Origin of the sequence: Kitasatospora sp. NPDC101155 (assembly GCF_044768305.1) — a bacterium.
GTDB lineage: Bacteria > Actinomycetota > Actinomycetes > Streptomycetales > Streptomycetaceae > Kitasatospora.
Genome location: NZ_JBIWPN010000172.1, coordinates 1 through 1,024, shown reverse-complemented (window position 1 = coordinate 1,024; position 1,024 = coordinate 1). Strand labels below are relative to the sequence as shown.

Genomic DNA, 1,024 nt, shown 5'->3' with positions numbered 1-1,024 from the left:
CGTCGGCTACGAAATGGCCCTGCTCGTCGACCGAGCCGGCGCCGTCCTCACCCCCGCACTTCGCGCGGAACTCCAGGGCAGTCTCCTGCACTGACGGTTCGTCGGATACCGTCCAGGTATTCGAAGCACCTCCGCGTCCTTCCCGGGCCCGCTTCGGCGGGCTCGGGTTCGGACGTTGTACGGCCTTCGCACCACCGGCTCCGGACTCGTACCGAAGCTCGCACCGCACCGCCGCACCCTGTGAGGAGAGGAACCGTGACACCGCCCGACGACCGCAGCGGCCAGTACGGCGTTCCGTACCCTGGCACAGGCCATGACGCCTTCGGAGCACCCGGCGTCGGCCACGGTCAGCAGTACGGCCGGCACCAGTACGGGCAGCCCCAGCAGCCCCCGTACCCCCGGGCCGAGGAGCAGTACGGCCAGTACGACCCGTACGCCGGGCAGCAGCCCGCCTACGACACTCCGCCGCCCGGCCCGCAACCGACCGGCTGGCCGGCCCCGGCTCCCGCCCAGGCGCCCGGCTACCAGCCGGCCCAGGAGCCCGGGTACGTCGAGGAGTTCGAGGACGAGCCCGACTCCGGCCCGCTGATCCGGCCGTTCGCGATGACCGGCGGTCGCACCCGGCCGCGCTACGAGCTCGCGCTGGAGGCCCTGGTCTCCGCCGACGTCGACCCGCAGCGCCTGGCCACCCTGCTCCCCGAGCACCAGCGGATCTGCACCTTGTGCACGGAGGTCAAATCCGTCGCGGAGGTGTCGGCGCTGCTCTCCCTTCCCCTGGGAGTGGCCCGCATCCTCGTGGCCGACCTGGCCGAGGCCGGCCTCGTCGCCATCCACCAGCCCGCTTCCGGCGGCGAATCCGGAAACCAGCCCGACGTCACGCTGCTCGAAAGGGTCCTCAGTGGACTTCGCAAGCTCTAACGCGGCCGCCCCCACCCGCGCCACCACCTCCGCGAAGATCGTCATCGCGGGCGGCTTCGGTGTCGGCAAGACCACGCTCGTCGGCGCCGTCTCCGAGATCAACCCC

At 72.0% G+C, this 1,024-nt stretch carries 1 protein-coding gene and 2 pseudogenes; all 3 read left to right on the top strand.

The features are described 5' to 3' along the window. Positions 1-94, top strand: a pseudogene (locus tag ACIRYZ_RS46630) (roadblock/LC7 domain-containing protein); the annotation flags it as partial. A 161-nt stretch (positions 95-255) separates the two neighbouring features. Further along, positions 256-918: a DUF742 domain-containing protein gene (locus ACIRYZ_RS46625; RefSeq protein ID WP_402955888.1), complete on the top strand. Its 663-nt coding sequence runs from the start codon at positions 256-258 to the stop codon at positions 916-918. Beyond that, positions 899-1,024 (top strand): annotated as a pseudogene (locus ACIRYZ_RS46620) (ATP-binding protein); the annotation flags it as partial. The gene ACIRYZ_RS46625 and the pseudogene ACIRYZ_RS46620, both read left to right, overlap by 20 nt.